Source organism: Pseudarthrobacter sp. rb, from assembly GCF_056389225.1.
Map to the genome: position 1 here is coordinate 260,102 of NZ_JBWJAR010000003.1, position 22,071 is coordinate 282,172.

Consider the following 22,071-nt stretch of genomic DNA (forward strand, 5'->3'; position numbering starts at 1 on the left):
CGGCGTTTTTCTGCACTGTCAGTGGCTGCCGATAGCTTAGGAATATGCGGTTACTTCACACCTCGGACTGGCACCTGGGCCGTTCCTTCCACGGCGTCGGAATGCTGGATGCCCAGCGGGCCTTCGTTGACCAGTTGGTGGCGGCGGTTGAGCGGGACAGCGTCGACGTCGTCCTGATCGCCGGCGACGTCTATGACCGGGCGCTCCCGGGCGTGGACGTGGTCCACCTTCTTGACGACGCCCTGGTCCGGCTCACTGCCGCAGGCGCAAAGGTGGTCCTCACCAGCGGCAACCACGACTCCGCCATCCGCCTGGGATTCGCATCCCGCCTGCTGGAACGCGGGGGAGTGCACCTGCGCACCAGGGTGGAGGACCTGGACCAGCCGCTGCTGCTGCCGCTGGGAACTGATGCAGCCGGGAAGGACGCCACGCTGGCGCTCTACGGCATTCCGTGGCTTGAGCCAAGGATGGTGGCCGAACAGCTGGGGGTGGAAACGGCCAGCCATTTCGAGGTCACCCGCGCCGCAACCGAACTGATCCGGGAGGACATCGCCCGGCGTGCCGCTTCGGCCACGGTCCACTCGGTGGTCCTGGCCCATACCTTCGCCAGCGGAGGCATCAGTTCGGACAGCGAGCGGGACCTCAGCATCGGCGGTGTGGGAGCTGTTCCTTTGGACCTCTTCGACGGTTTCAGCTACACCGCGCTGGGCCACCTGCATGGCCGGCAGAAGCTGTCCGGTTCCGTCAGGTATTCGGGGTCGCCGCTGGCCTATTCCTTTTCGGAGTCCACGCACCAGAAGGGTGCCTGGCTGGTGGAGATCGGCCCGGAGGGCGTCGCGTCGGTCGCGGAAGTCCTCTGGGAGGCCCCGCGTTCGCTGGCCGTTCTCCGCGGACCGCTGGAGGAACTCCTGGGGGATCCGGCCTATGCCTGGGCTGAAACCGCCTATTGCCAGGTCACCCTTACCGATTCCCAGCGCCCCACCCGTGCCATGGAACGGCTCCGCGCCAGGTTCCCTGACACGCTGGTCCTTGCCTTTGATCCCCAGGGCGTCACTGCCGCCACGGAGGCCAGCTACAGCAGCAGGCTCGCAGGCGCCCCGGACGACCTCGCCGTCTGCTGCGGGTTCCTGGACCACGTGCGGGGAAGGAGCGCTGACCCGGTGGAAAGGACCGCGCTCGCGGCCGCGCTGGAAAACGTCAGGCTCCTGGAGGTGTCGCGGTGAGGATCCACCATCTGCGCATTTCGGCGTTCGGGCCCTTTGCCGGCACCGAAGACATCGACTTTGACCGGCTCAGCGCACACGGCCTGTTCCTGCTGAACGGGCCCACCGGCGCCGGCAAGACAAGCGTGCTGGATGCCATCTGCTTTGCGCTCTACGGCTCCGTTCCGGGGGCACGGCAGGACGGCAAGCGGCTGCGCAGCGACCATGCGGAGCCCGGGCAGGAACCCGCCGTCACCTGTGAATTTTCCGCGCAGGGCCGCCGCTTCGAAGTCACCCGGTCCCCGGCATGGGAGAAGCCCAGCGCCCGTGGGAAGAACGGCTTCACTCTCCAGCAGGCCAAGACGCTCCTCCGCGAACGGGTGGGCGGGGCCTGGGTGGAGAAGTCTGCCCGCAATGATGAAGCGGGCGCGGAGATCATGGCGTTATTGGGCATGGACCGCGAACAGTTCACCCGGGTGGTGATGCTGCCGCAGGGTGATTTCGCTGCCTTCCTCCGCTCCAAGGCTGCTGACCGGCTGGACCTGCTGCAGAAGCTTTTCGGTACCCAGAGGTTTGAAGCCCTGGAACAGGAACTCTCCCGGCAGGCCGCCGCCGCGCGGGAGGACGTGGCCGTGCTGTCCGGCCAACTCGGCATCCTCGCCTCGCGTGCCGAAACCGAGGCCGGCCCGCTCCAGCTTCCGGAAGAGGAGGCGCCGCCGGCGGACGACATCCCCCGCCGCCTTGACTGGCTGCAGGCTTCTGCTGCCGTGCGCCTGGCGCAACTCACGGAGCAGGCCGCCGCCGCTGAGGCTGTGAACCAGGCCCGCCGCACAGAGGCTGAGCAGGAGGCTGCCCGCCATGAACGGCACCGCAAGCTCGAAGCCGCGGCAGCACGGCAAAAGGCCGTCGAGGCAGGGGCCGCGCAACAGGAACAAACTACCGCCCGGCTTGGGCGGCACCGCCAGGCGGAGGTTCTTCACGGGCAACTGCAGGCTGTGGACGCTGCATCCGCCAAAGTCCGCGCCGCCGCCGCGGCCGCCGAATCAGCCATGACGTTGCTGCGCATGGCTGCCGGGGACGGCGGCGAACTGGCCCAGCTCGGCAGTGGACCGGCAGAGAGTGCCGATGCCAGCCCCGGAACGGCAAAAGACGCCTGGGGGAGCATGCCGGGGGCTCCGGAGGAACTGGGCCGCCTGCGTTCGCTGCTGGCCGTCGTCGAGGCACGGCTGCCTGACGAGGACAGGCTCCAGGAGCTGCGGAAGCGGCACCATGTCCTCACCGGCCGGCTGGGTGAGCTGGAGCTCGCCGTGGAGACGCTGGGCCGGCGCACCGGGCGCCTGGTGGCTGAACGCGAACAGCTGGCCGACGGCATGGACCAGCTGGAGGCCCGGTCGGTGGAAGCTGCGCTGCGGCGCAAGGAGGCTGGTGCTGCGGCAGAGCTGCTGGACGTCGTCCGGCGGTACGGGACAGCCATCGAACGCAGGGACCGGGTCAAGAGCCGCCACGCCGACTCGCGGGAGAACCTCCTCGAGGCGAAACGCCGCTGGCTGGACCTGCGGGAGGAACGGCTGGCCAACGCTGCATCGGAACTGGCAGCAGGGCTGGTTGCCGGGGAACCCTGCCCCGTCTGCGGAAGCGGACATCATCCCGGCCCGGCGGATGCGGGCACCGGAGGCCCGGCCCTGGCCCAGGACGAGGAACGGGCCCACGGAGTTTACGAAGCCGCCGAAGCAGCCCACGCCCTGGTTGCCGCTGACCTTGCCGAGGCCGAGCAGGCGGTGGCGGTCCTCGCCGGTCAAGGCGGGACTACGCCCGTGCAGGAGGCCCGCTCCGGCGCGGAGGATGCCCTTGCTGCGGCGGCGGATGCCGAGCAGGCTGCGGAGGAACTGCAGGACAGGCGGCAGAGGCTGGAGGCCCTGGACGCCGGCCTTACCCAGGCGCGGGCCACGCTGTCCGAAACGGAAGTGGAGTTGTCCCGGACGGCAGCGTCCCTTGCCGACCTGGCCGAACAGGTTGCGTCGCTGGACACGGCGCTTGCCGGCCTCCGGGGCGGCCACCGCAGCCTGGAACGCCGGCTGCGGGCACTTGAGGAGGCCGTGGCGGTACTGGACAAAGCCGTCGAAGCGCAGGCACGCCTCGATGGTGCCCGGCTGCAGGCCGCCGAAGCGCAGGAACACCTGGAACGGGCCCTGCCAGGTGCCGGCTTCGCAAGTGCCGACGATGCCCGCAGCCAGCTCCTCGGGACCGCTGAACTGGCAGCCCTCGAGTCCGCCATCCGTGCAGCCCAGGACGAGGCAGCCCGCGTGGCAGGGCTGTTTGAGTCGGAGGACATTGTGCTCGCCCTGGACGAAGCCGCCGGCGGCTTCACAGCGGATGAGGAGCGGCTGGCAGCGTTGCGCCTGGATGCGGCGACAGCCCGGAATCAGGCGCGGGAAGCCGATCTGGCTGCCGGCCTGGCCGCCCGCTGCCTGGCGTCGTTGAAGTCCATCGCCGCTGAATATGATGCGCTGGCCGGCTCCTCACGCGAGCCGGCGGAGCGGGCGCAGATGCTTGCCGGGTTGGCCGACGCCGCCGCCGGCCGGGGCGAGAACACCTACCGGATGAGCCTGACCAGCTACGTCCTGGCCGCGCGGCTGGAACAGGTGGCCCTCGCGGCTTCCGAACGCCTGGTGGCCATGAGCGACGGCCGCTACCTTCTCCAGCACACCGACGCCAAGGCGGCCCGCGGAGCAAAGTCAGGGCTGGGCCTGGAAGTAGTGGACCAGTGGACGGGATTCCGCCGGGACACCTCCACGCTGTCCGGAGGCGAGTCCTTCATGGCCTCCCTCTCGCTGGCCCTGGGCCTTGCAGACGTTGTCCAGCAGGAATCCGGAGGCGTGGAAATCGAAACCCTGTTCGTTGACGAGGGCTTCGGCAGCCTGGACGACCAGTCCCTGGAGCAGGTCATGGATGCCCTCGAAGGACTCCGCGACGGCGGGAGGGTGGTGGGACTGGTGAGCCACGTGGCCGAAATGAAACAGCGGATCGGCACCCAGCTGCAGGTGGTCAAGAACCGGAACGGCTCAACGCTGCGGATCTCCGAAAGCCTGGACGCCCTCCTCTGACTACCTCTGACCAACCCCTGACGGGGGCCGATATACTTGTCCGTGTTACCGGGTTGCGCGCATCGGGAGGAGGGACGATGCGCACGTACTGAACGAGCCCTGACGTGACACCACAAACCACCCCCTCATCCACCGGCACCGCCCCTGCCCAGGCGTCTCCATCCCGGGAAACCCTTGACCCGGACATGACGGACGCGGCAGCGGGGGGACGCTTTTCCCGCCTTCCCCAACTGGCCGGCCGGGGTTTCATTCCCCTTGGCCTCTTTGCGCGGCTTCCCCTGGCCATGTTGGCCATGGGCACGCTCACCCTGGTCACATCCGTCAGCGGCTCCTTTGCCGCCGGTGGAACGGCAGCAGGAGCAGTGGGCATCGGCTCCGCGTTGGGGGCTCCCGGACTGGGATCCCTTGCGGACAGGCGGGGACAGCGGCCGGTCCTGTTGCTGGCGGCCGTACTCAATACAGTGGCCGTGCTGGCCCTGGTCCTCGCGGCCCATACCGCTGGGGCCTCGGGCGGTTTCCTGCCCGCCGTCCTCGCGGCTGCCTTCGCGGCCGGCGCCACCTGCCCACAGGTGGGGCCCCTGGCCCGGGTCAGGTGGATGTCGCTCACGGCCGATGCTGGAGGTCCAACGGCACCATCCGGTGGGGCCGCCCGGGACCTGGACACAGCGCTTTCGTACGAGAGTACGGCCGACGAGGTGACCTTTGTCCTGGGACCGGCCCTGGTGGGGATCCTGGCCAGCCTTGTGGCGCCGTGGCTTCCGCTGGTCCTGGCAGCGGCCATGACCATCATTTTGGTGCCTCTCTTCGCCGTTCATCCCACCCACCGGGCCGTCCCCGCCAGCCGGCCTGCGGCACGCGGGACCCGTAAGGGTGCTGCGCAGGGCACCAAGCTGCCGTGGACTGTGTCCCTGCCCGTCCTCGCCATGGCCTGCATGGGCACATTCTTCGGTTCCACCCAGGCCGCACTGAGTGCCTTCTCTGCCGGGCTTGCCGGCGCGGAAATCGCCGGGCTGCTGTACGCCGTCATGGGCCTCAGTTCGGCCGCCGCGGCACTCTCAGTTGCCTACTGGCCGCGCCGTGCGGGACTGGGATTGCGCTGGGTGTCCTGCGCAGTCCTGATGGCAGGGCTCGCGGTCCTGCTGCTGGTACCGTCATCGCTGCCCATGATGGCGGCCGTCCTGCTGGTCCTGGGACTCCCCGTGGGTCCCGTCATGGTCACCGTGTTCGCCGTGGGCGGGAAAGTGGCACCCGCCGGCAGGCTCGGTACCGTGATGACCGCGCTGGCCAGCGGCATTGTCGCCGGTACAGCCATCGGGTCCTCTGTTGGGGGACAGCTGGCCCAGCTCCACGGGGCCGCGGCCGCGTTCCTCGTCCCGGTCTGCGCGGCGGCGGCGCTGGCTGTGCTCGGCGCGGGAACCGCCGTCGTCCTCCGCCGCAGGGCCTGACGCGGCACGTTCCTGAGGGCGGCACCGGTCCGTTGCGGCGTTGTTCCGGCAGGGCCGTTACGCCAGCTGGCGCTCGATCCTTGCCGCGCTCTCCGCGATGGCAGCCCCCACGGCATCCGGATCATGGGCGGAACGGATATAGACCACTGCAAGTGCGGCCGGACGCCCACCCGGCACCCGGACCGGTGCTGCCAGCGATGAGACCCCGGCGATCACCTCGTCGTGGCTGGCCGAGTAACCCTTCCGCCGCGCCTCCGCCGCCTCCGGGCGATAGGGCATTCCGGTTGCCAACCGGTCCCATTCCTCCTCCGAGAGGGCGGACTGGATGGCGATCCCGGGGGCACCGGCGTTGATGGGGTGGCGTGTGCCCGGGTGCTGGGCAACAGTTGCGCCGGAATGCCTCGGCTCGACCGTGACGAGCGTAATGCAGTCGTGGTGGTCCCACACCGCCACGAATGCAGTCATGTCCAGCGAGTTCGCCAGCTGGGTAAGCTCGGGCAACGCGGCGCTCTGCAGGTTGCGGGACACGCCGCGTGCCAGGACCGCCAGGCCGGGTCCGGGCTGGACCCGTCCGGCATCATCGCGTACCAGGAGCGAATGGTCTTCGAGGGTGCGCAGGATCCGGTAAGCCACCGACCGGTGAACACCCATGGCATCGGCAAGCTCTGCGATGGTCAGCGGGCCGGGCGCGGCTGCCAGGATTTCGAGGGCGCGGATGCCGCGCGAGAGGGTCTGGGACGGCGAAGCCTGTGCCGCCGCTCCCGTCCCGGCTGCGGCTGCTGGAGGAGTCATGATGTCCATCCTAGGTTGGCGGGCCTGGAGTGCTGTGACTCTTGTACCGACCACTCACTGCCGGTAATGTCCTCTATACGAACTTGCAGTTCAAATATAGAACTTTGCTTCGGTCGCCGTTCACCGCAAATATCGACCATTCCGTGTTCCGTATCACACTTTCCGTAGTACCCTACTAACTAACTGACCGTTCTGTCGGTAATTCTGAAGGCGTACGGGCGGCGCTGCTGCCCAATAAACAATGGAGTTTCAATGACCACACCTTCCAAGGTGGATACGCTCGCCGGTCCCAGCAGCCGGCGGGAGGAGCGCAAGGTCCTCGCCGGCACCCTCGTCGGCACCACGATCGAGTGGTACGACTTCTTCATCTTTGCCCAGCTGACCGCAACGCTGCTGTCACCGCTGTTCCTGGCACCGCTGAACGAGTCCAACCCGGGCCTGGCGCAGATCCTTTCCTTTGCCCTCATCGGCATCAGCTTCCTGTTCCGCCCCCTTGGCGCAGTTGTCGCCGGGCACCTGGGTGACCGCCTGGGCCGGAAGGCAATGCTGGTCTTCACCCTCGTGATGATGGGTGCGGCCACCGCCCTCATCGGCATGCTGCCCACCTACGCGCAGATTGGCGCCTGGGCCCCGGTGCTGCTGATCCTGCTGCGGGTTATCCAGGGCTTCTCAGCCGGCGGTGAATGGGGCGGAGCCGCCCTCATGGCCGTCGAGCATGCGCCGGTCAACCGGCGCGGGATCTTCGGTGCCTACCCGCAGATCGGCGTGCCCGTGGGCATGATCCTCGCTACCGGCCTGCTGTTCTTCCTCAACACCAGCATGTCCAAGGAAGACTTCGCTGCCTGGGGCTGGCGTGTGCCGTTCCTGCTCTCCATCGTCCTGATCGTGGTGGGCTACCTCATCCGCCGCGCCGTCGCCGAGAGCCCGGTCTTCCAGGAGATGGCCCTGCGGAAGAAGGAAAGCAAAGCACCGCTGGGTGAGCTGGTCCGGAACCACAAGCTGCCCGTGCTGTACTCCACCCTGATCTTCATCGGCAACAATGCAGCGGGCTACCTGCTGATTGCGTTCTTCATCTCCTATGCCACCAAGACCCTGAAGATGCCCACGCCGCAGATCCTCCTGGCCACCACACTGGCGTCCTTCGGCTGGCTGATCTTCACCCTGGTGGGCGGATGGCTGTCCGACCGCATCGGCCGCGTCAAGACCTTCCTGATCGGCTACGCCATTGTCTTTGCCTGGATGATCCCCATGTTTGCCTTGATCGACACCAAGGACATCGTGCTTTACGGCGTCGCCCTGTTCGTCCTGACGATCGGCCTGGGCCTGTCCTACGGACCCATGTCCGCCATGTACGCAGAGATGTTCCCCGCGAATGTCCGGTACTCCGGCATCTCCATCGGGTACGCCTTCGGCGCCATCCTGGGCGGCGCCTTCGCAGCAACCATCGCGGAGGCCCTGCTGCAGTCCACCAAATGGACCGGTTCGATCGGCATCTACATCATGGCCCTCTGCGTCATTTCCGCCGTCGGCGTGGTGCTGGCCAAGGAGACCAAGGGCCGCCCGCTCGGCGTCAGCAGCCACCACTGATCCCACCGGCCCTCCTAACACCGTCCCCCTGACCCCGCCGCTGCGGTCAGGGGTCCGGACGGCGGGGGTTCCATCCGCCGCACCGTGGCCTCCAACCGGGGCGCGGAACCGCAGCACCAGCAGCCCGGACCGCCAAGTCCGGGCTGCTGGTGCCTGCGGGGCAGTTCTGCCCGTCGCCGGGATTGACCGCCCCCGGTAGCGTTGTCCCGGGGGGCGAACGCTGGGTGCCAACCGTGGGGGGCAGGATCAACATTTGGGGTCACGGTGGCCGGAGAAGCCAACAGTTCAAAAATTCGGCGTGGACGCCGCTCATCCCGTCGGTGGAGTGCATCGACCACCATGCCCGTCAGGCTCGCCCGTATGGGGGCGCCCCTGCTTGCGACCAGCCTTCTCGCGGCGCTGGCGGCATGTGCGCCCGCCGTGGACTCCACGGCTGCGGGACTGGATCTTGCTTCCGCGAAACAGTCCCTTCTCAGTCAGCAGGACGAGCTGAAGGCAGTGGTGCCGCCGGGCGAAGTTTCCACGTCGACGCGGACCGAAAAGTCCCGTGCATTGTTTGAATGCGGGAACGGCGGCTATTACTGGCCGGGAATGATGGATGTGGTCCTTACCCCGGATGCCGACGTCGCGGCCTTGCTGCCGCAGATCGAAGCCGAGTGGTCCGCGAAGCCTGGTTGGACGGTCCAGTCCGGGACGGGCATCAATGGAATCCCCGAACTGGCAGTCGTCAGCGGGGAAGGGTACCGGCATTCAATCGAGTACAACCCGCAGCGGAACTCACTTTACGTGTTGTCCTCCTCCGCGTGCTTCCACATGGAGGGAGGGCCGGATCCGGGGGTTGACTACTGACCGGACAGGATATCAATCAATCCGCGCTGCCCAAGGGATCGCTGCAGCCTAGACGCCCAGGAACGAAATGGCGGCCTGCTTGAAAGCCCTGCTGGTGATGGCGTTGGTGTGGTTCCGGCCTGGCAGGACCAGCTGCTCGGCCATGGAGCCGGCACTGCGGGCCAGCTCGGCGAGCTTGGGCAGCGTGTGGGCCCGCTCGTCCTTGTCGCCAACCACCAGCAGCATGGGAACGTGGGGTACCGCTTCGGCGGGGTCGTAGGGCTCTGCCTTGATGGCCTCCACCAGGGACAGCAGCGCGAAGATGTTGTTGCTCGGCAGCAGCAGGGCCATTTTGAGCAGCTGGGCGGTGGATTCGTCGTTGATCGGCGTGCCGTCCGCCAGGTAGTCCTGGGCGGCCCGAAGGTCGAATGCGGCCAGGGGGTCGGAGTCGTTGGGTCCGCCGAGCACCAGCCGGTGCACCAGCTCGGGCTGGGTCGCGGCGAACTCCCAGGCGAGCCGGGACCCCAGGGAATAGCCCACTACGTCCAGCCCGCTGGCAGGGTCCCCGTCATGCAGGGGGCGCGCTCCGGCGTCGAACGCTGCCTGGAGCAGGTCCGCCCTGATTTTGCTGGGGGAGTAGGAATCCCGGTCCTCCGGCGCACCGCTGCGGCCGTGGCCCGGCAGGTCAACGGTAATGACCCGGCGGCCGGCGTCAAGCAGGGAGGACACCCAGCCGGTGTCCTCCCAATTGAGTTTGGAGGAGGAGGAAAAGCCGTGCAGCAGGAGGACCGGCCGGAGGCCGGCGTCGCTGGCGGGTTCATGGACCGCCACGTACAGCTGCGGGTCGGTCCCTTCAACGGTGTGCGCCTGCTGCTGTCCGGTGTGCCTGCCGCTCATGGTGTCAGTTCCCCAATCAGGTACGGCGCCTGGGCGGGCCCGGCGCGTCGGTGCGTCTTCCTTGGAAAGGTACGCTCCACTCTACCTGTTGGCGGCCCGGTTCCTGGCGGCCAGCCGGGCCCCGGCGGCGCACGCGAGTGCAATGCCGGCGATCAGGGCGAAGGTGCTGAAGAGCTGGATGCGGCTGCCCTCGGCGCTGAAACCGACGGCGAAGATAAGTCCCAGCAGGACCAGGCCCAGGATGGTCAGGCTGGGGAAGCCCCGCATGCGCAAGGGAAGTTCGGTGCCGTCCCGGTCTGCCCGCCGCCGCAGGATCAGCTGGGAGACCAGAGCGCTGCCCCACACCACCAGGCACGTGGATCCCACCAGCTGGAACAGCGCCGGCAGGATCCGTTCCGGAAACAACAGCTCCAGGACAGTGGCGATGAAACCGAAGGCCACCGAGACTGCCACCGCGAGGAGCGGCACGCCCGCATTGTTGAGCCGGGTGAGGACCCGGGGCGCCTCCCCCCGCTGCGAGAGCGAATACACCATGCGGGAGGCGCCGTAGAGGTTCGCGTTCAGCGCCGAGAGGAGGGCGACGACGGCCACGAGGGTGATGGCGGTGGAGGCGCCTGGGATCCTGGCAGCGTCCAGCACGCCGGCGAAGGGCGAGGCGAGACCCTTGGACGTGGCGGGAAGCACGGCGGCAATGACAAAGACGGAGCCGATGTAGAACACCAGAATGCGCCACACCACGGTCCGGATGGCCTTGCCGACGCTGCGCTCGGGATCCTCGGTTTCGGCCGCGGCCACGGAGACGATCTCCGTCCCGCCGAACGCGAAGATCACCACGAACAGGGCTGCAGCAACACCGCCCAGGCCCTGGGGAGCGAAGTTGCCGGTCAGGTTTTCCGCCCCGGGGGAGTCGACGCCGGGCAGCAGGCCCAGGAGCAGGGCGGCGCCCACTGCAAGGAACAGGACGATGACGGCCACTTTGAGGATGGCGAACCAGAACTCGAACTCACCGAAGTTCCGGACGCCGGCCAGGTTGATGCCGGTGAAGACCACCATGAATAACAGCGCCAGCGCCCAGACCGGCACCACGGGCCAGACGGAGAAGAGCAGGCCGGCGGCACCCAGGGCCTCCGCCGCAATCACCACCACGAGCTGCAGCCACCACAGCCAGCCGATGGTGGCTCCTGCGGTCCGGCCCAGCGCCCGCTCCGCGTACACGGAAAACGCCCCGCTGGTGGGATGCGCAGCGGCCATCTCGCCCAAGGCCCACATCACCAGGATGATCAGCGTTCCGGCAACGAGGTAGGAAACGAGCACTGCCGGTCCGGCCGCCTGGACGCCGGCACCGGATCCCAGGAACAGTCCCGCCCCGATGGCGCTGCCCAGCCCCATCATCGTGAGCTGCCGCGGCTTCATGCTGTGGCCGGCAGTGGCTTTGGTGGGGAATGTGGCGGACGTGGTCCCGCCGGACTTCGTCGTCATGGGGCAATGCACCTTCTGGGGGCTGGTTGGGGGGGCCGGGGTCCTCGTGGGACCTCTTGAATTTACCGCCTCCGGAACGCGCCCGGAAACGGACGGGAAGGAGGGGCCGCGGGAAGAGGGTTCCGGGGCAGCCGGCCGCGGCCCCGACTGGGTGCAGAAATATTTCCCTTTCGGGCGCGCCCGGCCGTAGAATTAGTTTTGGTCAAGATGACCATAACTAACCGAGGAGCGCCCGGGTGCGGTCGATGGTGATGGAAGGCGGTGAAGCGGGTGTACTACAGTTCGGCGAACGTTTCCGAGCGGCAGGCCGCGCCGCCGTCGCTGGCCATCTCCACGGTGATCTTCGCACTGCGGCCCAGCGAGTCCTCGGGCCGGCCCACCTTATGGCTTCCCCTGGTACGCCGCATCCGGGAACCCTTCAAGGGGCTGTGGGCGCTGCCGGGCGGACCCCTCAGCCATGACGAGTCCCTCCAAAGCGCCGCCGCCAGGAACCTGCAGGAGACCACAGGCCTTGCGCCCCGCTACCTTGAGCAGCTGTACGCCTTCGGTGGCCTGCACCGCTCGCCCACCCAGCGCGTGGTCTCCATCGTCTACTGGGCCCTGGTCCAGCCCACGGAGGCAGCGCTCGCGGACGAATCCGAAAACGTGAAGTGGTTCCGGGCCGACCGCCTGGGCGCCCTGGCCTTCGACCACAACGCAATCGTGGACTACGCCCTCTGGCGCCTCCGCAACAAGCTGGCCTACGGCTCGGTGGCCTACCACCTGCTGGGCGAGTACTTCACGCTGGCCCAGGTCCGCGAAGTCTATGAAGCCGTCCTGGACCGCCAGCTGGACCCGGCCAATTTCCGCCGCCAACTCAAGTCAACCCCGGAAATCGAAGAGACCGGGGAATACCTGCAGGGCGGGAAGCACCGCCCGCCCCGCCTTTACCGCTACACCGGCCGGCCAGGCCTTGACCCAGACAACAGGAGCACACCATGAGCAGCGTCAACACGGCAATCCAGCTGATCACGCGCGAACAGGCCGAGAAGGGCGCAGCCGCCGAGCGCAGCACCTGCAGTCCGGCGCTGGCCAAGGGCCCGTGGGACTACGACCTGGCCGAGGCGCTCGCCGGTGTCCCCGCCTATGGCCCGGGCGCGTCCAGCGCGGACCCTGCCCCCGCCACCACCCCCCGCCAGGGCCAGCTCCCCGAGGAGTACAAACTTGCCGGCGACGCCGAGCTCGGGGAACGGATCAAGGCCGCCAAAGCCACCCTGGGCGAACGCGCCGTCATCCTGGGCCACTTCTACCAGCGCGACGAAGTGATCCAGTACGCGGACTTCGTGGGGGACTCCTTCCAGCTCGCCAACGCGGCACTGACCAGGCCGGAGGCAGAGGCCATCATCTTCTGCGGCGTCCACTTCATGGCCGAAACCGCAGACATTCTTTCCACCCCGGAGCAGGCGGTCATCCTGCCCAACCTCGCCGCCGGCTGCTCCATGGCAGACATGGCGGACACGGACTCCGTGGAGGAATGCTGGGAGCAGCTGGCGGAGATCTTCGGCACCGAGCCCGACGCCGAGGGCCGGGTTCCGGTCATCCCCGTCACCTACATGAACTCCTCCGCGGCCCTGAAGGCTTTCTGCGGCGAACACGGCGGCATCGTCTGCACCTCCTCCAATGCCAGGACCGTCCTGGAGTGGGCCTTCCAGCGCGGCCAGCGGGTCCTGTTCTTCCCCGACCAGCACCTGGGCCGCAACACGGCCAAGGCCCTGGGCGTCCCGCTGGAGCAGATGCCAATGTGGAACCCGCGCAAGGAACTCGGCGGCAACGACGAACAGGCCCTGCTGGACTCCCGCGTCATCCTCTGGCACGGATTCTGCTCCGTGCACAAGCGCTTCAACGTGGCCCAGATCGAGAAGGCCCGCGCGGACTTCCCCGGCGTGCAGGTCATCGTGCACCCGGAGTGCCCCATGGAGGTGGTGGACGCCGCGGGTTCCGCCGGCTCCACAGACTTCATCAAGAAGGCCATCGCGGCCGCCACCGAGCCCACTACGTTCGCCATCGGCACCGAAATCAACATGGTGAACAGGCTCGCCGCCGAGTACCCGCAGCACACCATCTTCTGCCTGGACCCGGTGATCTGCCCATGCTCCACCATGTACCGGATCCACCCCGGCTATCTCGCCTGGGTCCTGGAGGAACTGGTGGCCGGCCGCGTGGTCAACCGCATCACCGTGGACCATAACGTGCAGGCCAACGCCAGGACGGCGCTCGAGCGCATGCTCGCCGCGAGGCCGTGATGACAGGCCGGCTCGCCGTCGTCGGCAGTGGCATTGCCGGGCTCTACGCTGCCCTGCTCGCTGCCGATGCCGGCACGGACGTAGTGCTCCTGACCAAGGGCGCGCTGGACCACAGCAACACCTGGTACGCCCAGGGCGGCATCTCGGCCGTGCTGGCCGAACCCTCGCCAGGAGACACCGTCGCCGCGCACATCGCCGACACGCTCCGGGCGGGTGCGGGCCACTGCAACGAGGCTGCGGTCCGGTTGATGTGCATGGAGGCACGGCAGGACATCGCAAGCCTCCAGCGCTACGGGGTCGCCTTCGACACGGAACACGGGGACGCAGCGGACGACGGCGGCCCGGCCCTTGGGCTAGAAGCAGCCCACAGCGCCCCGCGGATCCTGCACGCAGGAGGAGACGCCACGGGTGCACGCGTCGCCGGGGCGCTGATCCAGGCCGTCCTGTCCCGGCGGGATGACGGGAAGCTCGCCATCCTCACGCATGCCCAGGCCACCGCCCTGGTGACCCGGGACGGGCAGGTGGCGGGAGTCCAGTACCTCCAGGACGGCCGGCGTGCGGTCCTGGATGCTGATGCCGTCCTGCTCGCCACCGGGGGAGCAGGACAACTGTTTGCCCAAACCACCAATCCCGCCGTTGCCACCGCCGACGGACTGGCGCTCGCCGTCCGCGCCGGAGCGGCAGTGGCAGACCTCGAGTTCTTCCAGTTCCATCCCACCTGCCTGGTCAGCTCCGCCACGGCCCACCCGGGCCGCCTGGACGGGCCGCTGCTGATCTCAGAAGCCGTCCGGGGCGAAGGAGCCATCCTGCTGGACTCCGGCGGCCGCCGCTTCATGCAGGCCTACCACCCTGATGCCGAACTGGCGCCCCGCGACGTCGTATCCCGCAGCATCGCCCTCCACCTGGCCAAGCTGGGCGATCCCACCGGCCACGTCTACCTCGACGCCCGGGGTATCGAGCACGCCAAGGGCGCGGGCTTCCTCCTACAGAGGTTCCCCACCCTCACCCGCAAAACCCTCGATGCCGGCATCGACTGGACCCGCGAACTGGTTCCCGTCGCCCCCGCCGCCCACTACTGGATGGGCGGGGTACGCACCGACCTCTCCGCCCGCACCACCGTTCCGGGCCTCTACGCCGCCGGCGAAGTTGCCTGCACCGGAGTCCAAGGGGCAAACCGGCTGGCCAGCAACTCCCTCCTCGAGGGACTCGTCTTCGGCCGCCGCGCTGTTGAATCATTTCTTTCCGGTGCTCCTGCTTGGGGGTCGCCTGAAGACACCCCTCCGCGTGCTGCCTCGGCCGCGGACGGCCTCCCCTTGACGCACGCTTCCGGGGAACCCTTTTCGCGGGAGGCTCTTCGCCGCCTCATGACCTCGCACGCCGGGGTTTTGCGGTCCGGGGAGCTGTTGCTCCAGGCCACGCGGACGCTCGGCCGGTGGGCCGCCGTCGTCTGTCCTCCTGCTGTTGCCGACTCTGCCGATCCTGCTGTGCAGGAGGACCGGAACCTCCTGCTGGCCGCGCAGCTGCTGGTCGACGCTGCCCTCAAACGTGGTGAATCCCTGGGGGCGCATTACCGCAGCGATAAACCCGTCGAAACTGACTACCTGACTTCCCTCCGCCCGAAAGCGAGCCTGCTCCATGACTGAACCCGCCGTGATCGACCAGGCAACGCCCCTGCGCCCCGCGCTGGACCTCACCCTTCCGACGGCCCCCGTCCGGGACATCCTGCAACGGGCCTTCGCCGAGGATGCGCCCTCGGGTGACATCACCTCGCAGGTGCTCATCCCCGCCGGTGCCCGCGCCACCGCCGTCCTCAACGCCCGCGTGCCCGGCGTCATGAGCGGAGCCACGGTCTTCCGCGACGCCATGCAGCTGGTGGACCCGGCCACCATGGTGGAGCTGCTGGTGGCGGACGGGGAAACGTTCGACGCCGGCACGCACCTCGCCCGGGTCAGCGGCACCGCCCGCTCGGTGCTGCTGGCAGAACGCGTGGCGCTCAACCTTGTCCAGCGGATGTCCGCCATCGCCACCAAGACCGCCGAATTTGTCCGGCTCGCCGACGGAACCCGGGCCCGCATCACCGACACGCGCAAGACCACCCCCGGGCTGCGCATCCTTGAACGCTTCGCGGTGCGTTGCGGCGGCGGCTCCAACCACCGCTACAGCCTGTCCGACGCCGTGCTTGCCAAGGACAACCACCTCGCCGTAATGACCGGCGGGGACCCGGCGAAACTCACCGCACTCCTGCTGACCGCCAAGGCACAGCTGGGCCACACCACCCACTTTGAGGTCGAGGTGGACCGCATGGACCAGATCGAACCCGTGCTGGCCGCCGGCGTGGACACCATCATGCTGGACAACTTCACCCTCGAAGAGCTCAGGGCCGGGGTTGCCCTTGTGGCCGGCCGTGCCAGGGTGGAGGCAAGCGGGAACGTGAATACCGGAACGGTCGCGGCCATTGCGGCCACTGGTGTGGATGTCATCTCCGTTGGCGCACTCACCCACTCGGTGGCCGCGCTGGACCTGGGCCTCGACGTCGAACTGGCCGCAGGGTGACGCTGCCGTGATCTTCCTTGACGCCGCCGCCACCACCCCGGTCCGCCGCGAAGTGCTGGACGCCATGTGGCCCTACCTCACGGGCGGATTCGGGAACCCCTCCAGCCACCACACACTGGGCGAGGCGGCGGCCGAGGCTCTCGCGCAGGCTCGGAGGGCCGTGGCGGATGTCCTTGGCTGCCGGCAGGGTGAAGTGGTGTTCACCTCTGGTGGAACCGAAGCGGACAACCTGGCGGTGAAGGGCATCGCCCTGGCCCGGCAGGCGGCAAACCCGCTGCTGGACCGGGTGGTGATCAGCGCCGTCGAACACCCCGCCGTGGAGGAATCCGCCCGGTACCTGGAGCGCTTCCACGGCTTCGCCGTCGACGTGGTCCCGGTGGATCCAACCGGCCGCGTCACGCCCGAAGCACTTGCCGGGGTGCTGCGCCCGGAAACCGCGCTGGTGAGCATCATGTACGCCAACAACGAGGTGGGAACCATCCAGCCCATCGCCGGGCTGGCGGAACTCGCCCGCGCCCAGGGCATCCCGTTCCACACCGACGCCGTCCAGGCCGCCGGCTGGCTGCCGCTCGACACCCGCCCTCTGGGCGTGGATGCGATGAGCATCTCGGGGCACAAGCTGGGTGCACCCAAAGGCTGCGGCCTGCTGTTCGTGCGGAGCCGTACGCGGCTGGAGCCGGTCATCCACGGCGGCGGCCAGGAGCGGGGCCGCCGGTCCGGAACGGAAAACGTTGCCGGCGCGGTGGGGCTCGCCACGGCCCTCACGCTTGCCCGGGACCGCCAGGCGGGGGAGCAGCCAAGGGTTGCCGCGCTGCGGGACCGGTTCATTGCAGCCGTAATGGCAGGCGTGCCGGACGCCGACCTCACCGGGCATCCGTCCGAACGCCTGCCGTCAGTGGCGTCGTTTTGCTTCCCCGGTACCAGCGGAGAGTCGGTGCTCCTCGAGCTGGAACGCCGCGGCGTGGTCTGCTCCAGCGGCTCCGCATGCGCCGCAGGCTCGGACGCGCCGTCGCCCGTCCTCACGGCCATGGGCGTTCCGGCCGAGGTGGCCCAGACGGCGGTCCGCTTCAGTTTCGACGCGGCGGTGACGCGGGAGGACCTCGACGCTGCCGCGGCTGCCGTCCAGGCAGCCGTCGCCGGCGTCAGGACCCTGGGAGCGGGCCGGGGCAGGTAGCCCCCTGTAAACCCTAGCGGTGGCGCGCGCGGCGGAAGATCCAGTGCCGCAGCATGCTGAAGCGCACGGCGGTGGCCAGGAAACCGGAAAGCGTGGTGGCCACCAGTTCGTCACCCACGGTGGCGTCCGGGTTGAACCAGTGCAGCACGCCCAGGCTGCTGCCGGTGATCACCAACGCCACGGCAATCACCACCAGGCCGTTGAGGTGGTCGCGGGTCCGGCGTTGCTGGCCGGCAATCTTGAAGGTCAGCCGCCGGTTCAGGGCCGTGTTCAGCAGCGACGTGAGGACCAGCGCCACGGCGTTGGCCAGCTGGGCGCCCAGCCACGGCCGCAGCAGCGCGTAAAGCCCCAGGGACGCCGCGGTGCAGATGACCCCGACGCCGGAGAAACGCAGCAGCTGCCGGATGACCGGAAAGCGCAGTACACCGCGGTGGTGCCGGGTGGCGGGAAAGCGCCGGGTGGCGGTCTCCGTGTCAGTCTCCGTGGCGGCGGGTGCGGACAGCCCCTCCCTCACGCGGCGTTACCGGGGACGGCCGGCATCAGTACAGCTCGCCCACGGGAATTTCCACTGCCAGCCGGTTTGATGGCCCGGGCAGCGGGCAGGCCCACGCCTCGTTGTAAGCGCAGGAGGGGTTGTAGGCAAAGTTGAAGTCCAGCACAAAGGTGGCGCCGGGACCCGTGCCGCTGACCCCGTGGAACGCGCCCTTGATGGTGTCCAGCAGGTAGCGCCCGGCCCCGTAGGTTCCACCCGGCTGGCCGGCCGTGGCGTCGCGGAACGGAACGAAGATGCCGCCGCCGTAACCATGGATCTTCCACACCCCCAGCTGGCCCATTTCCGGCAGGTCGAACGTGCCCAGCCGGACGAAGTTGACCACGCCGTCGGTTCCCGTGTCCACGCTCATCTCCCGGCCTGCGCCTTCCTTGGTGAGCGGGACGTGAAAGCGGTAGATGGGATCATAGTCGGCAGTCTTGAGACCGGAAAAGCGCGCCTTGTCCGCCGCTGTCAGGGCGGAAGCCGGGTGCGTTGCGAACATCAGGTCCCGCTGGTGGCGCCAGTATGAGTGCGCCTCGGACGGGCTGTCGGCGGAGATCCGCCGGACATTGTCGTAGAGCGCAAACGTCCGCAGCCGCCAGTCGGCAATGTCCAGGGCGGAAATGTCCGCGGGATTCTCTTCGGCTGCGCCGTGCTGCTCTTCCGACATAGCCTCCAGCCTAGTCCCAGGCCGGGGTGGTAGACGTCCGACGGCGACACGCCGGGCCGGGTGCCCGGCCTGCGGCCGGGTGGCGGGCGGGTTGGGAGGAGTCCGGGGACTGGTGTCCGCGATGCAGGAAACACCGCGGGGGGTGGGGAGGAGGGGGCGGGCCCCGTTAGGCTGGGCCTCATGACGGGCGCGCCAGTAAAGACTGTTCTTTCCGGTATCTCACTCGTGGCTGCCGCGGTTCTGCTGGCATCGTGTTCCGGACCGCAGGCGGCCGGCCCCGGATGGACTGCGCAGCCGGACCCCTCGGCACCGGCGGCGTCCGGAACGGCCTCACCGGCCGACGGAGCGGGCGCCGGGGCCACGGCAGCGGCGCCGGCCGGCAGCGCAACAGCATCAGCACCGGCCTCCGGCGAGCCCCAGGCTGTACCTACCGCAACGTCCTGGAAGACGTTCTCCGATCCCGCAAAGACGGTCAGCTTCGATTTGCCGGCGGACTGGATCGCCCAGTCCGTGGCGCCGGAGGAAGGCGTCCTTCCCGGCGGACTCAGGGTTGACGTGAAGAAGCCCGACGGAACCTTCATGGCCGCGCTCCGGACGGGACTGCCGCCGTCGTCCGCCGACTGCCCGGAAAGCGCACAGCGCCCGTACACGGTGATCAGCAGCGTACCGTTCGACCTTGCCGCGCAGGGTGGGGAAGGCACCATCCCGCCACGCATGGTTTACCGGGTGATCCAGGGCTACCGCTACTTCGGTTCCTACGGCATCACCAACCTGGTGGGAGGAACCGACGGGAAGGCGTGCGAGTTGCGCAACGTGGTCCGCGGCCCTGCCGGGCAGGGGGACTACTCGTTTGGGGACCTGGTGGCCCTCAAGGCCTTCGCGCCGGACGAGAAGGTGGCCCCGGCGAAGGCGTTCGACACCTTGGGCCAGGCGGCCCAGTACGTCAACGGGAGCCCTGACTTCGCCAACGTGCAGCGGATGCTAATGTCGCTGAAGGTCAAAAACTAGTCCCGCTGCCCGCGCCCACCAGGCGCCGGTGCGCCGACTTGCCTTCCACCCCCAACACCCCCGGAGATTCATGGAACGCTCTGTTTCCGCACGCCTGGCCTTCAAGACCATCGCCAACACCAAGGTGGCCATGGCCATCGCCGTGGCGAGGAACAGCGGCTACTCATCCTTTGACGAATCCCTGTCCGTGACGGCCGGGGGCGCGGAGGTTCCCCTCACGGAAATTTCGGACCACCACGGGGGCCGGTTCCACTACATGGAGTTCGCCGAGCCCGCCGAAGTCGAGGTGGAATACACGGCCACAGTGACGGGCCGCGCCGTGCCCGAGGAGGCGTGCCTGGCCGACCGCATCCGCTACGTGCGTCCCAGCCGGTATGCCGAGTCGGACCGGCTGCTGCCGACGGCCTACGCGGAATTTGTCGGGGTCCACGGGGCCGACCTGGTGCATGCGGTCCGCGAGTGGGTCAATGGCGAACTGCGGTACATCAGCGGCTCCTCCCGTGGCACGGATGGCGCGGTGGAGACGCTCCTGAGCAGGCGGGGGGTCTGCCGGGACTTCGCGCACCTGGCCATTGCCCTGCTGCGGTCCAAGGACATCCCTGCCCGCCTCGCGGCTGTTTACGCCCCCGGCTTGAATCCCATGGATTTCCACGCCGTGGCGGAAGCCTATGTGGAGGGTGCCTGGCACGTCATCGACCCCACGGGGCTTGCCCCGCGGGAGTCGATGCTGCGCATCACTGCGGGCCGGGATTCGTCGGACACGGCCTTCCTTTCCACGGTGGGCGGCAGCCTGGTGTTGAACCAGCTGCGCGTGACCGCCGTGGTGAACGGGGACCTTCCGGCCGAGGATCCGTCCCGGCTGGTGCAGCTGGGTTAGCGCTTCCCCAGCGAGTTCCGCAGCTTGTCGGTCAGCCGCATGAGTTCCTTCTGCTCAGCGGCCGTCAGGGCGGGCCCCACCAGGGCCGAGATGTCCCGCACATGCTCGCGGCCGATCTCTTTCTGCAGTTCCCGGCCCTCGTCCGTCAGCTTGAGCAGCACGCCGCGGCCGTCCTCCGGTGCCGGCATCCGGGCCACGAGTCCCCGCTTTTCGAGCCGCTCCACCAGCCGGCTGAGGCTGGACTGGCTCAACAGGACGTTGTCGTTGAGCTCGTTGAGCCGCAGCCAGCCGGACGGGCAGCGGGAGAGCGTGAACAGGACGTCGTATTCGTTCACCGCAAGCTTCCGGAACGCCGGTCCGGACTGCAGCTTCCGCATCACAGCCACCTGCGCGCGGAACAGCGATTCCCAGGTTTCCGCCGCAAGCCGCACCGGCGATTCCGATCCTCCGGCAGCCATTACGCCACCGGGGTGGCTTTGCCGGCGTCCTGTGACGCCAGCAGGGCGGCCACGCGTCCTGCGTGGGTGGGCGGCTCCGGAACGTGGGCGGGCTTAAGAGCTGCGTACTCCCTGCGCAGGACCGGCAGCACTTCCTCGCCGAACAGGTCCAGCTGCTCCAGGACGGTCTTCAGGGGCAGACCGGCGTGGTCGATCAGGAACAGCTGGCGCTGGTAGTCACCGAAGTGCTCGCGGAAGGTCAGGGTCTTTTCGATGACTTCCTGCGGGCTGCCCACGGTCAGCGGTGTCTGCGAAGTGAAGTCCTCCAGGGATGGACCGTGGCCGTAGACGGGGGCGTTGTCGAAGTACGGGCGGAATTCCTTCACCGCATCCTGGGAGTTCTTCCGCATGAAGAACTGGCCGCCGAGTCCCACGATCGCCTGGTCCGCCTTGCCGTGGCCGTAGTGCTCATACCGCTCGCGGTAGAGGCCGATCAGCTGCTGGTAGTGCTCCTTGGGCCAGAAGATGTTGTTGGCGAAGAAGCCGTCACCGAAGTAGGCGGCCACCTCGGCGATCTGCGGCGTGCGGATGGAACCGTGCCACACGAAGGGGGCCACGCCGTCGAGCGGGCGGGGAGTGGAGGTGAAGTTCTGCAGCGGGGTGCGGAACTTGCCGGACCAGTTCACGGTGTCCTCGTCCCAGAGCTTGCGCAGGAGGCTGTAGTTTTCGATGGCCAGTTCCACGCCGTCCTGGATGTTCTTGCCGAACCACGGGTAGACCGGCGCGGTGTTGCCGCGGCCCAGGACCAGATCGACGCGGCCGTCGGACAAGTGCTGGAGCATGGCGAAATCCTCGGCGATCTTCACCGGGTCATTGGTGGTGATCAGCGTGGTGGCCGTGGAGAGGATGATGCGTTCGGTCTGGGCTGCGATGTAGGCCAGGGTGGTGGTGGGGGAGGAGGAGAAGAAAGGCCGGTTGTGGTGCTCGCCGAGGGCGTAGACATCCATGCCGATTTCCTCGACCTTTTTGGCGATCGCCACCGAGGCTTTGATGCGCTCGTGTTCGGTGGGGGTGTGGCCCGTGGTGGGGTCCGTGGTGATGTCGCTGACGCTGAATACACCGATCTGCATGACGTGCCTTTCCGTTCCTGGACTTGCTGGCTTGGTTCCAGTGTAGACCAATGTAGATGCATTTGCATATAGTG

Annotated in this window: 19 protein-coding genes; 12 read left to right on the plus strand and 7 right to left on the minus strand. The window is 68.3% G+C overall.

The features are described from left to right. The first annotated feature begins 44 nt into the window (after positions 1-44). The 3 genes from ACWRN3_RS06240 (at position 45) to ACWRN3_RS06250 (ending at position 5,751) form a co-directional block, all read left to right on the plus strand. A complete protein-coding gene (locus ACWRN3_RS06240; RefSeq protein WP_476740139.1) occupies positions 45-1,223 on the plus strand; it encodes an exonuclease SbcCD subunit D in 1,179 nt (392 codons plus the stop codon). Further along, positions 1,220-4,306: an AAA family ATPase gene (locus tag ACWRN3_RS06245; protein WP_476740140.1), complete on the plus strand. Its 3,087-nt coding sequence runs from the start codon at positions 1,220-1,222 to the stop codon at positions 4,304-4,306. Before ACWRN3_RS06240 ends, ACWRN3_RS06245 begins: the two co-directional genes overlap by 4 nt. Positions 4,307-4,410: 104 nt before the next feature. Continuing rightward, positions 4,411-5,751 carry an MFS transporter gene (locus ACWRN3_RS06250; RefSeq protein WP_476740141.1) on the plus strand — a complete coding sequence of 447 codons (1,341 nt, stop codon included), beginning with the start codon at positions 4,411-4,413 and terminating at the stop codon, positions 5,749-5,751. A gap of 57 nt (positions 5,752-5,808) precedes the next feature. Here the strand turns inward: ACWRN3_RS06250 and ACWRN3_RS06255 are convergent, their stop codons facing one another. Then, positions 5,809-6,543, minus strand: coding sequence for an IclR family transcriptional regulator (locus ACWRN3_RS06255; RefSeq protein WP_324642270.1), 735 nt, complete (start codon positions 6,541-6,543; stop codon positions 5,809-5,811). Between the two features lie 252 nt (positions 6,544-6,795). Between ACWRN3_RS06255 and ACWRN3_RS06260 the strand changes: the two genes are divergently transcribed. Further along, positions 6,796-8,130, plus strand: a complete 1,335-nt coding sequence (locus tag ACWRN3_RS06260; RefSeq protein WP_476740142.1) for an MFS transporter — start codon at positions 6,796-6,798, stop codon at positions 8,128-8,130. A 360-nt stretch (positions 8,131-8,490) separates the two neighbouring features. Beyond that, complete coding sequence (locus ACWRN3_RS06265; RefSeq protein ID WP_476740143.1) at positions 8,491-8,979, plus strand: hypothetical protein; 489 nt, start codon at positions 8,491-8,493, stop codon at positions 8,977-8,979. A 48-nt stretch (positions 8,980-9,027) separates the two neighbouring features. Here the strand turns inward: ACWRN3_RS06265 and ACWRN3_RS06270 are convergent, their stop codons facing one another. Continuing rightward, positions 9,028-9,855 carry an alpha/beta fold hydrolase gene (locus ACWRN3_RS06270; protein ID WP_255172558.1) on the minus strand — a complete coding sequence of 276 codons (828 nt, stop codon included), beginning with the start codon at positions 9,853-9,855 and terminating at the stop codon, positions 9,028-9,030. An 81-nt stretch (positions 9,856-9,936) separates the two neighbouring features. After that, the gene (locus ACWRN3_RS06275; RefSeq protein ID WP_476740144.1) at positions 9,937-11,334 is read right to left on the minus strand and encodes an amino acid permease; all 1,398 of its coding nucleotides are present in this window, start codon (positions 11,332-11,334) and stop codon (positions 9,937-9,939) included. 270 nt (positions 11,335-11,604) lie between these two features. Between ACWRN3_RS06275 and ACWRN3_RS06280 the strand changes: the two genes are divergently transcribed. From ACWRN3_RS06280 to ACWRN3_RS06300, 5 genes are read left to right on the plus strand one after another with little or no spacing between them, the layout of a single operon-like run. Next, positions 11,605-12,315 carry an NUDIX hydrolase gene (locus tag ACWRN3_RS06280; RefSeq protein WP_476740145.1) on the plus strand — a complete coding sequence of 237 codons (711 nt, stop codon included), beginning with the start codon at positions 11,605-11,607 and terminating at the stop codon, positions 12,313-12,315. Further along, positions 12,312-13,616 (plus strand): quinolinate synthase NadA, encoded by a 1,305-nt coding sequence (gene nadA / locus ACWRN3_RS06285; protein WP_476740146.1) that lies wholly within the window; start codon positions 12,312-12,314, stop codon positions 13,614-13,616. The genes ACWRN3_RS06280 and nadA overlap by 4 nt, the downstream gene beginning before the upstream one ends. After that, positions 13,616-15,259: an L-aspartate oxidase gene (gene nadB, locus ACWRN3_RS06290; RefSeq protein ID WP_476740191.1), complete on the plus strand. Its 1,644-nt coding sequence runs from the start codon at positions 13,616-13,618 to the stop codon at positions 15,257-15,259. Before nadA ends, nadB begins: the two co-directional genes overlap by 1 nt. Further along, entirely contained in the window at positions 15,252-16,169 is a 918-nt protein-coding gene (gene nadC / locus ACWRN3_RS06295) for a carboxylating nicotinate-nucleotide diphosphorylase (protein ID WP_324642264.1), read from the plus strand. Before nadB ends, nadC begins: the two co-directional genes overlap by 8 nt. Positions 16,170-16,176: 7 nt before the next feature. Further along, the gene (locus ACWRN3_RS06300) at positions 16,177-17,343 is read left to right on the plus strand and encodes a cysteine desulfurase family protein (RefSeq protein ID WP_476740147.1); all 1,167 of its coding nucleotides are present in this window, start codon (positions 16,177-16,179) and stop codon (positions 17,341-17,343) included. 13 nt (positions 17,344-17,356) lie between these two features. On the opposite strand, the gene ACWRN3_RS06305 is transcribed toward ACWRN3_RS06300, so the two are convergent. Together ACWRN3_RS06305 and ACWRN3_RS06310 are read right to left on the minus strand one after the other, a co-directional pair. Next, complete coding sequence (locus tag ACWRN3_RS06305; RefSeq protein ID WP_324642261.1) at positions 17,357-17,857, minus strand: GtrA family protein; 501 nt, start codon at positions 17,855-17,857, stop codon at positions 17,357-17,359. Positions 17,858-17,882: 25 nt separating this feature from the next. Further along, positions 17,883-18,545, minus strand: coding sequence for a DUF1684 domain-containing protein (locus ACWRN3_RS06310; protein WP_476740148.1), 663 nt, complete (start codon positions 18,543-18,545; stop codon positions 17,883-17,885). Positions 18,546-18,725: 180 nt separating this feature from the next. Between ACWRN3_RS06310 and ACWRN3_RS06315 the strand changes: the two genes are divergently transcribed. Beyond that, positions 18,726-19,553 carry a hypothetical protein gene (locus ACWRN3_RS06315; RefSeq protein ID WP_476740149.1) on the plus strand — a complete coding sequence of 276 codons (828 nt, stop codon included), beginning with the start codon at positions 18,726-18,728 and terminating at the stop codon, positions 19,551-19,553. A gap of 70 nt (positions 19,554-19,623) precedes the next feature. Then, positions 19,624-20,430, plus strand: coding sequence for a transglutaminase-like domain-containing protein (locus ACWRN3_RS06320; protein ID WP_476740150.1), 807 nt, complete (start codon positions 19,624-19,626; stop codon positions 20,428-20,430). Here the strand turns inward: ACWRN3_RS06320 and ACWRN3_RS06325 are convergent. Both ACWRN3_RS06325 and ACWRN3_RS06330 read right to left on the minus strand, forming a co-directional pair. Further along, entirely contained in the window at positions 20,427-20,888 is a 462-nt protein-coding gene (locus ACWRN3_RS06325) for a MarR family winged helix-turn-helix transcriptional regulator (RefSeq protein ID WP_224026440.1), read from the minus strand. The genes ACWRN3_RS06320 and ACWRN3_RS06325 overlap by 4 nt on opposite strands. Further along, positions 20,888-21,997: an LLM class flavin-dependent oxidoreductase gene (locus tag ACWRN3_RS06330; RefSeq protein ID WP_324642257.1), complete on the minus strand. Its 1,110-nt coding sequence runs from the start codon at positions 21,995-21,997 to the stop codon at positions 20,888-20,890. The genes ACWRN3_RS06325 and ACWRN3_RS06330 overlap by 1 nt, the downstream gene beginning before the upstream one ends. Positions 21,998-22,071 lie beyond the last annotated feature (74 nt).

Excerpts from the sequence above, each read along its gene's own strand:
- nadA (WP_476740146.1), top strand. The coding sequence starts at position 12,312 with ATGAGCAGCGTCAACACGGCAATCCAGCTGATCACGCGCGAACAGGCC.
- nadC (WP_324642264.1), top strand. The coding sequence starts at position 15,252 with ATGACTGAACCCGCCGTGATCGACCAGGCAACGCCCCTGCGCCCCGCG.
- ACWRN3_RS06240 (WP_476740139.1), top strand. The coding sequence starts at position 45 with ATGCGGTTACTTCACACCTCGGACTGGCACCTGGGCCGTTCCTTCCAC.
- ACWRN3_RS06265 (WP_476740143.1), top strand. The coding sequence starts at position 8,491 with ATGGGGGCGCCCCTGCTTGCGACCAGCCTTCTCGCGGCGCTGGCGGCA.
- ACWRN3_RS06260 (WP_476740142.1), top strand. The coding sequence starts at position 6,796 with ATGACCACACCTTCCAAGGTGGATACGCTCGCCGGTCCCAGCAGCCGG.
- ACWRN3_RS06270 (WP_255172558.1), bottom strand. The coding sequence starts at position 9,855 with ATGAGCGGCAGGCACACCGGACAGCAGCAGGCGCACACCGTTGAAGGG.
- ACWRN3_RS06325 (WP_224026440.1), bottom strand. The coding sequence starts at position 20,888 with ATGGCTGCCGGAGGATCGGAATCGCCGGTGCGGCTTGCGGCGGAAACC.
- ACWRN3_RS06320 (WP_476740150.1), top strand. The coding sequence starts at position 19,624 with ATGGAACGCTCTGTTTCCGCACGCCTGGCCTTCAAGACCATCGCCAAC.
- ACWRN3_RS06255 (WP_324642270.1), bottom strand. The coding sequence starts at position 6,543 with ATGACTCCTCCAGCAGCCGCAGCCGGGACGGGAGCGGCGGCACAGGCT.
- ACWRN3_RS06310 (WP_476740148.1), bottom strand. The coding sequence starts at position 18,545 with ATGTCGGAAGAGCAGCACGGCGCAGCCGAAGAGAATCCCGCGGACATT.
- ACWRN3_RS06275 (WP_476740144.1), bottom strand. The coding sequence starts at position 11,334 with ATGACGACGAAGTCCGGCGGGACCACGTCCGCCACATTCCCCACCAAA.
- ACWRN3_RS06315 (WP_476740149.1), top strand. The coding sequence starts at position 18,726 with ATGACGGGCGCGCCAGTAAAGACTGTTCTTTCCGGTATCTCACTCGTG.
- nadB (WP_476740191.1), top strand. The coding sequence starts at position 13,616 with ATGACAGGCCGGCTCGCCGTCGTCGGCAGTGGCATTGCCGGGCTCTAC.
- ACWRN3_RS06330 (WP_324642257.1), bottom strand. The coding sequence starts at position 21,997 with ATGCAGATCGGTGTATTCAGCGTCAGCGACATCACCACGGACCCCACC.